The organism is Methylobacterium sp. E-025, assembly GCF_022829705.1.
GTDB lineage: Bacteria > Pseudomonadota > Alphaproteobacteria > Rhizobiales > Beijerinckiaceae > Methylobacterium.
The window spans coordinates 1-353 of record NZ_JAKSYR010000058.1 but is presented as its reverse complement, the minus strand read 5'-3'; the positions used below and the strand labels follow the sequence as shown (position 1 = coordinate 353).

At 70.5% G+C, this 353-nt stretch carries 1 pseudogene; it reads right to left on the bottom strand.

From position 1 onward, the window contains the following. Nucleotides 1–353 (bottom strand): annotated as a pseudogene (locus MKK64_RS05540) (transporter); the annotation flags it as partial.

The following is a 353-nucleotide window of genomic DNA, read 5'->3' as shown; positions in this document are numbered from 1 at the left end:
TCACGATCGGGCCCAGCGCCGCAAACTGACCGCCGAAGCGGGCCGCGTCGTCGACGTAGCAGCTGTGCGTCAGGGCCGCGGTCAGGTTGTAGCCGTCGCCGGTGTACGAGATCGCGCCGGTGTTTCGGATCGAGGGCGCGGCGTTCTGCGGCAGGACCGGGGTGCAGCCGGTGGCCAGCGTGCCGTTGCAGAGCGAGCCGCTGTCGCCGGCGCCGCTGTAGGCGCCGACGAGGTGGGCGGTGCGGCGCTTGTTCCCGGGCGCCGAGGCGAAGAGGTTGCCGATGAAGGGGTTGTAGAAGTAGCTCTGGTCCTGGTTGGCGACGCCGGCCGGGTTGTTCGTGCCCACGAACACC